Source organism: Pseudomonas machongensis (assembly GCF_034961125.1).
GTDB lineage: Bacteria > Pseudomonadota > Gammaproteobacteria > Pseudomonadales > Pseudomonadaceae > Aquipseudomonas > Aquipseudomonas machongensis.
The window spans coordinates 20504-28178 of the sequence record NZ_JAYFUI010000126.1 but is presented as its reverse complement, the minus strand read 5'-3'; the positions used below and the strand labels follow the sequence as shown (position 1 = coordinate 28178).

The 7675-nt window shown below is 61.1% G+C and carries 7 protein-coding genes; 4 read left to right on the top strand and 3 right to left on the bottom strand.

Going from position 1 to position 7675, the window contains the following annotated elements:
- Window positions 1–533 precede the first annotated feature (533 nt).
- Window positions 534–1733 (bottom strand): tyrosine--tRNA ligase, encoded by a 1200-nt coding sequence (gene tyrS, locus VA602_RS13435; RefSeq protein WP_323453436.1) that lies wholly within the window; start codon window positions 1731–1733, stop codon window positions 534–536.
- Window positions 1734–1966: 233 nt separating this feature from the next.
- On the opposite strand from tyrS, the gene VA602_RS13430 reads away from it, so the two are divergent.
- Together VA602_RS13430 and VA602_RS13425 are read left to right on the top strand one after the other, a co-directional pair.
- Window positions 1967–3388 (top strand): peptidoglycan DD-metalloendopeptidase family protein, encoded by a 1422-nt coding sequence (locus VA602_RS13430; protein WP_323453435.1) that lies wholly within the window; start codon window positions 1967–1969, stop codon window positions 3386–3388.
- 3 nt (window positions 3389–3391) lie between these two features.
- A complete protein-coding gene (locus VA602_RS13425) occupies window positions 3392–4483 on the top strand; it encodes an anhydro-N-acetylmuramic acid kinase (RefSeq protein ID WP_323453434.1) in 1092 nt (363 codons plus the stop codon).
- A gap of 54 nt (window positions 4484–4537) precedes the next feature.
- Here the strand turns inward: VA602_RS13425 and erpA are convergent, their stop codons facing one another.
- Both erpA and argC read right to left on the bottom strand, forming a co-directional pair.
- Window positions 4538–4888, bottom strand: coding sequence for an iron-sulfur cluster insertion protein ErpA (gene erpA / locus VA602_RS13420; RefSeq protein ID WP_029615063.1), 351 nt, complete (start codon window positions 4886–4888; stop codon window positions 4538–4540).
- Window positions 4889–5032: 144 nt separating this feature from the next.
- Window positions 5033–6067 (bottom strand): N-acetyl-gamma-glutamyl-phosphate reductase, encoded by a 1035-nt coding sequence (gene argC, locus VA602_RS13415; protein WP_063542462.1) that lies wholly within the window; start codon window positions 6065–6067, stop codon window positions 5033–5035.
- Window positions 6068–6208: 141 nt separating this feature from the next.
- Between argC and hemJ the strand changes: the two genes are divergently transcribed.
- On the top strand, window positions 6209–6634 hold the full coding sequence (hemJ, locus tag VA602_RS13410) for a protoporphyrinogen oxidase HemJ (protein ID WP_054892249.1): 426 nt from the start codon (window positions 6209–6211) through the stop codon (window positions 6632–6634).
- A gap of 29 nt (window positions 6635–6663) precedes the next feature.
- Window positions 6664–7611, top strand: a complete 948-nt coding sequence (locus VA602_RS13405; protein WP_323453433.1) for an NAD(P)H-dependent flavin oxidoreductase — start codon at window positions 6664–6666, stop codon at window positions 7609–7611.
- Window positions 7612–7675 lie beyond the last annotated feature (64 nt).

Genomic DNA, 7675 nt, shown 5'->3' with positions numbered 1-7675 from the left:
CAGCAATCTCAAATGACTATGTGATTTCTCGCATGGCCACTTGTGATGCTGATAATCTTGGCGACTATCAGTCCGTACTCACAAGCACCCACACGAATTGCTTGATTCGATTTGTTAAAGAGCGTTTGGTTAAGAGCCTTTCGTCTCAACCGAGGCGCGCATTCTACGCTTTCCTCATTGCCTGTCAAGCGTTTAGTTTGAAGTTTTTTCCGAGAAACTCGTTTAGCTTCAAACACTTGACCCGCTGCGATCTCTCGTAGCGGGAGGCGAATCATACAGCACTCGAAGATGCTGTCAACTGCCTTTTTCACCGCTGCCGATCAGGTGATCGAAGCCCTTCACGCCTCACCGAACTCGCTTAACTCGTTGATTAACAAGGAGTTTTGCGTTCCGTTTGCTGCGGAAGTGGGGCGCATTATAAGGGGATCTGAGAGGGCGTCAACCTTTTATTTCAAGAATCTTTCAAATCGTTGAAAACACAGCGGGGAGGCCTGTCGGCCTCCCCGCTTATATATAGCTACACCATCAGGTGATCATTCAGCCTTCAGCGTAACCCGTCCAAACGACTTCTTGCCCGCCTGGCACACATGGGTAGCACCCAGCGCAAACATGAATTCCTTGTCGATGACTGCACCATCAACCTTGACCGCACCACTGCCTAGCAGATCACGTGCCTGTGCCGAGTTCTTCACCAGGCCCGCACGATTGAGCACCGCCGCGATAGGCAGGGCCTCAGCCGCAACCACTTCGATCTCCGGAAGATCTTCCGGCAGCTCGCCATCCTTCATGCGGTTGCCGGCAGCGCGGTGAGCGTTCGCCGCAGCCTCTTCACCATGGAAACGCGCCACGATCTCTTCGGCCAGCTTGATCTTGATGTCACGCGGGTTCGCGCCCTTCTCGACATCGGCACGAAACTGATCGATCTCGTCCATCGAGCGGAAGCTCAGCAGCTCGAAGTAACGCCACATCAGCGTATCCGGAATCGACACCAACTTGCTGTACATCACCCCAGGCGCTTCCTGGATACCCACGTAGTTGCCTAGCGACTTGGACATCTTCTTCACGCCATCTAGCCCTTCCAGCAACGGCATGGTCACGATGTTCTGAGCGTCCTGACCGTAGGCGCGCTGCAGCTCACGCCCCATCAACAGGTTGAACTTCTGGTCGGTACCACCCAGCTCGACATCAGCCTTGAGCGCAACCGAGTCGTAACCTTGTACCAGCGGATAGAGGAACTCATGGATGGCGATCGGCTGCTGGCTGGTGTAGCGCTTGTCGAAGTCGTCACGCTCGAGCATGCGCGCGACGGTGTACTGGGACGCCAGGCGAATGAAGTCGGCCGGGGTCAGCGTATCCATCCAGGTGGAGTTGAACGCCACCTCGGTCTTGGCCGGGTCGAGAATCTTGAACACTTGCTGTTTATAGGTTTCGGCGTTGTCCAGAACCTGCTCACGGGTCAGCGGCGGGCGCGTGGCACTCTTGCCGCTCGGGTCACCGATCATGCCGGTGAAGTCACCGATCAGGAAGATCACCTGATGCCCCAGCTCCTGGAACTGCCGCAGCTTGTTGATCAGTACGGTATGGCCCAGGTGCAGGTCAGGAGCCGTCGGGTCGAAGCCAGCCTTGATACGCAGCGGCTGGCCGCGCTTGAGCTTCTCCACCAGTTCCGACTCGACCAACACCTCTTCCGCACCGCGCTTGATAAGCGCCAGCTGCTCTTCAACCGACTTCATAGACAGACCCGCAAGGCTCAGATTCAAAGGGGACCAACCATACAAGATCGGCCGTCAAATACAAGTTTCGCAAAGGAATGTGACCTGCGAGGCGCCTCGCGGCGTCTACGCGCCCTTGCGCGAAAATGGATTTGGTTATATTTTATACAGTTATTTCATCTTCATCATGTCTTTCATCTTTTTCAGCGTATTCAGTCACCTTTTTCATTCACTTTTTCAAAGTCACCTTATCTATGACCAACGACACGCCTAAAGCGCCCCCGCTTTATCCGAAAAGCCATCTGTTGGCCGCCAGCGGCATCGCCGCCCTGCTCAGCCTGGCCTTGCTGGTATTTCCCTCCAGCGACGTAGAAGCGAAGAAGACCACCCTCAGCCTCGAGCTCGAAACCCCGGCCGAGCAACTCAAGGACGAATCCAAGGCCGCACCGCTGGTGCATTCCACCGAATCCACCGGCTCGCCCTTCGCCCAGATCGAAGGGGACGAACCCACTACAGAACAGGCCGCCGAGCAACCGCAACCCGTCGCGCAGGAAAAGGCGCAAGACAAGGCTCCCGGCCATCGCGAAGTCGTGGTCGCCCGTGGCGACACCCTCTCCACGCTGTTCGCCAAAGTGGGCCTGCCTGCCAACGTCGTGCATGACGTTCTGGCCAGCGACAAGCAAGCCAAGCAGTTCAGCCAGCTTAAACACGGCCAGGTGCTGCAGTTCGAGCTGGACAAGGACGGCCAACTGGCCAGCTTGCACAGCCAGGTCAGCAACCTCGAAAGCATCCGCCTGAACAAGACCGACAAGGGTTACGCGTTCGAGCGCGAAATCACCAAACCCCTGGTGCGAACCGCCTACGCCCATGGCGTCATCAAGAGCTCGCTCTCGGCCTCGGCCCAACGTGCCGGCCTTTCCCACAGCCTGACCATGGATATGGCCCGCGTGCTGGGCTACGACATCGACTTCGCCCAGGACATCCGCCCTGGCGACGAATTCGACGTGGTCTACGAACAGAAGGTCATGGATGGCAAGGTGATCGGCACCGGCAACATCCTCTCGGCGCGTTTCACCAATCGCGGCAAGACCTACACCGCCGTGCGCTACACCAACAAGCAGGGCAACACCAGCTACTACACCGCTGACGGCAACAGCCTGCGCAAGGCGTTCATCCGCACACCGGTAGACTTCGCCCGCATCAGCTCGCGCTTCTCCGCCGGACGCAAGCACCCGATCCTGAACAAGATTCGCGCCCACAAGGGTGTCGACTATGCAGCGCCTCGCGGCACGCCAATCAAGGCAGCCGGTGATGGCCGCATCGAGCTGGCCGGCCGCCGGGGCGGCTACGGCAACACCGTCATCATCGCCCACGGCAACACCTACAAGACCCTGTATGGCCACATGCAGGGCTTCGCCAAAGGCATCAAGACCGGCAGCAACGTCAAGCAGGGCCAGATCATCGGCTATATCGGCACCACCGGTCTCTCCACTGGCCCACACCTGCACTACGAGTTCCAGGTCAACGGCGTCCATGTCGACCCGCTGAGCCAGAAGGTGCCGATGGCCGATCCAATCGCCAAGGCCGAGCGCCAGCGCTTCATGCAGCAAAGCCAACCCCTGATCGCTCGCATGGATCAGGAAAAGGCCACGCTGCTCGCCGCCAACAAGCGCTGATTCATGGCGTTCTACCTGGGGGTGATGTCCGGCACCAGCCTTGACGGCCTGGACATTGCCCTGATCGAACAAGGCGAGCAGCCCCGGTTGCTCGCCACCCGCTACCTGCCCATGCCCTCCGACCTTCGCCAGGACCTGCTGAGCCTCTGCGCCAGCGGCCCTGACGAGATCGCACGGGCAGCGCTGGCCGAGAACCGCTGGGCTGGCCTTGCTGCAGAAGGCATCCGGCAATTGCTGGCCGAGCAGAAACTCGAGCCCAGCGCCATCCGCGCCATCGGCAGCCACGGCCAGACCATCCGCCACGAACCTGCCCGCGGCTTCACCGTGCAGATCGGCAATCCGGCCTTGCTCGCCGAGTTGACCGGCATCTGCGTGGTAGGTGATTTCCGTCGCCGCGACGTGGCCGCAGGTGGCCAGGGCGCACCGCTGGTCCCGGCCTTCCACGAAGCCTTGTTCGGCCATCTGGGACAGCGCCTGGCCGTACTCAACGTCGGCGGCTTCAGCAACCTGAGCCTCATTGCCCAGGACACGCCGGTACATGGCTTCGACTGCGGCCCGGGCAATGTGCTGCTGGATGCATGGATCGAGCGCAAGCGCGGCCAGACCTTCGACGCCGATGGCGCATGGGCGGCGAGTGGCAAGGTGCAGGACGAATTGCTGGCGGCACTGCTGAGAGACCCGTTCTTTGCCGGCAACGGCCCCAAGAGCACCGGGCGCGAGGTATTCAACCTGCCCTGGCTCGATGCCCACCTGGCAGCGCTACCGCACTATCGCGACGAAGACGTTCAGGCCACGCTGCTGGAACTGACTGCACGCAGCATCACCGATGCCTTGCACAATGCCCAGCAAGGCACCGAGGCCCTGATGGTCTGCGGCGGCGGCGCGCGAAATGGTACCCTGATGAATCGGCTGGCCGCCTTGCTGCCTGCCGCGAAAGTGACCAGCACCAGCGCCCAAGGTGTCGATCCGGACTGGGTCGAGGCAATGGCATTCGCATGGCTGGCTCATTGCTGCCTCGAAGGCATCCCGGCTAACCGCCCAAGTGTCACGGCTGCCAGAGGGCTACGAGTACTGGGCGCGATCTACCCAGCCTGAAAGACAGAAACGAAAACGCCGCGCAATTGCGCGGCGTTTTCGTTCAAGCGCGACTCAGATCGAAAACGACGAACCGCACCCGCAGGTGGTAGCGGCGTTCGGGTTCTTGATCACGAAGCGCGAGCCTTCCAGGCCTTCCTGGTAGTCCACTTCGGCGCCCGCCAGATACTGGAAGCTCATTGGGTCAACGACCAGCGAAACGCCTTCGCGCTCGACAATGGTGTCGTCCTCGGCAACGTCCTCATCGAAGGTGAAGCCGTACTGGAAACCCGAGCAGCCGCCGCCTGTGACGAACACACGCAGCTTGAGGCGATCATTGCCTTCTTCGGATACCAGGGTCTTCACCTTGTGCGCAGCCCCTTGGGTAAACTCCAAAGCGGTGGGGGTGAAGGTTTCAACGCTCATGTTGGTTCTCCCGGCGTAAGCCGCCATAAAACTCGATGACGCGCATTATCCGCTTCTCCGAGAAAATTGGTCAAGAATTGTGCGGCTTTGGTCGACACAAACGAAAAGGCCCGCACGAGGCGGGCCTATTCACCTGCTTGACGATTAAGGCAGCAGGCCAGCGTGGGACAGGCCCATGCGCTCATCCAGCCCGAACAGGATGTTCAGGTTCTGCACCGCCTGGCCGGACGCGCCCTTGACCAGGTTGTCGATCACCGACAGCACCACCACCAGATCACCACCCTGCGGGCGATGGACGGCGATACGGCAGACGTTGGCGCCACGCACGCTGCGGGTCTCAGGGTGGCTACCGGCCGGCATCACGTCGACGAACGGCTCGTTCGCATAGCGTTTCTCGAACAGCGCCTGCAGGTCGACCGAGGTGTCGACAACATTCGCGTAGAGGGTGGCATGAATACCGCGAATCATCGGAGTCAGGTGAGGCACGAAGGTCAGACCGATATCCTTGCCCGCTGCCAGGCGCAGGCCCTGGCTGATTTCCGGCAGGTGGCGGTGCCCTTTGACTGCATAGGCCTTCATGCTTTCGCCGGCCTCGCAGAACAGCGAGCCCACTGCAGCACCGCGGCCTGCGCCACTAACACCGGACTTGCAGTCGGCAATCAGGCGCGACGGATCGGCCAGACCCGCTTCGAGCAGTGGCAGGAAACCAAGCTGGGTCGCGGTCGGGTAGCAACCCGGCACGGCGATCAGGCGCGCCTGGCGGATCTTCTCGCGGTTCACTTCAGGCAGGCCGTAAACGGCATCCTTGAGCAGTTCCGGCGCGCCATGCGGCTGGCCGTACCACTTGCCCCACTCGACGGCGTCCTGCAGACGGAAGTCGGCAGACAGGTCGATGACTTTGGTCCCGGCAGCCAGCAACTCACCGGCCAGGGCATGGGCAACGCCATGCGGTGTGGCGAAGAACACCACGTCACAGGCGCCGAGCGTCTTGCTGTCCGGGACGCTGAACTGCAAGCCGTCATAGTGGCCGCGCAGGTTCGGGTACATGTCGGCCACCGCGACACCCGCCTCGGAGCGTGATGTGATGACCGCAACCTCGGCCTGTGGGTGCTGTGCCAGCAGGCGCAACAGTTCGACACCGGTGTAACCCGTGCCGCCGACGATACCGACCTTGATCATAACGCTTGCCCCTCATCAACGAGACCACTGGAAAGCGCACGATAATAGGGTTACGTGACGCCTGTAACAACTCTTGGGTACCCCTTCGCAGTGCCGGACCACTACTATCTGACCACCGTGAAAACCTGAAGGAACTCCCCCATGCTCTATCTCTGGATCAAGGCGCTGCATATCGTCAGCGTGGTCTGCTGGTTCGCCGGTCTGTTCTACCTGCCGCGCCTGTTCGTCTACCACGCCCAGAGCCAGGACAGCATCAGCCAGGAACGCTTCGTCACCATGGAGCGCAAGCTGTACCGCGGCATCATGAACCCGGCGATGATCGCCACCTACGTGTTCGGTATCTGGATGCTCTACCTCACGCCCGGCTGGCTGAGCCAGGGCTGGCTGCACGCCAAGCTGACCCTGGTGATCCTGCTGACCGGCTACCATCACGTATGCGGCGCACAACGCAAACGCTTCGCCGCCGGACAGAACACTCGCAGCCATGTGTACTACCGCTGGTTCAACGAAGTACCGGTACTGATTCTGCTGGCTGTCGTAATTCTCGTGGTGGTCAAACCGTTCTGAGCATACCCCCTGAGCAAAGGAGCCTTGCCATGTCCCTGCCCGCGACACTTGAACACCGCCTGCGACTGCCTGTGGTCGCTGCGCCGATGTTCCTGATTTCCAACCCGCAACTGGTTCTAGCTTGCTGCGCCAGCGGTGTGGTGGGCAGCTTTCCGGCGTTGAACCAGCGCGACAGTGCCGGTTTCAAGGCCTGGCTGGAGGAGATCGAGGCAGGCCTGGCGCAGTTACAGGCGCCCGCGCCTTATGCCGTCAACCTCATCGTGCACCCAAGCAACCCGCGCCTGCAGGCCGATCTCGCCCTGTGCGTGGAGCACCAGGTTCCCATCGTGATCACCAGCCTGGGCGCGGTGAAGGAGGTAGTGGACGCAGTGCACGGCTATGGCGGTCTGGTGTTCCACGATGTCACCACCCGTCGTCACGCCGAGAAAGCCGCCGAAGCCGGCGTTGATGGCCTGATCGCCGTGGCTGCGGGCGCCGGCGGTCATGCCGGGACCTGGAGCCCGTTCGCCCTGGTCGCGGAGATCCGTCAGTTCTTCGACAAGACCCTGCTGCTGGCCGGTTGCATCAACCACGGTCACGAAATCCTCGCAGCACGTCTTCTAGGCGCCGATCTGGCGTACATGGGCACACGCTTCATCGCCACCCGCGAGAGCCAAGCCCAGGACGCCTACAAAAAAATGCTGCTCGATGCCCATGCTGCCGACATCGTCCACACCCCGGCGGTGTCGGGTGTGCCGGCCAGCTTCCTGCGCCAGAGCCTGGAGCAGGCCGGTTATGACATGGCCGCGCTCAAGCACAACCCGGGCGAGGTCAAGCTCAAACCGCTGGATGAAGAAGCCAAGGCTTGGAAAACCGTATGGTCGGCTGGCCAGGGCGCGGGCGGTATCCATGACCTACCCGATACGGCAGCGCTGATCGAGCGCCTGCGTGACGAATACCAGGCCGCGCAACTTCGCAGCGCTGAACTGGCACGCTGAAGCCCCTGCAAAAGACCACAACCGCCCCAGCCAAGCTGTACACTAGGCGCCCTCTTCCGCCCCC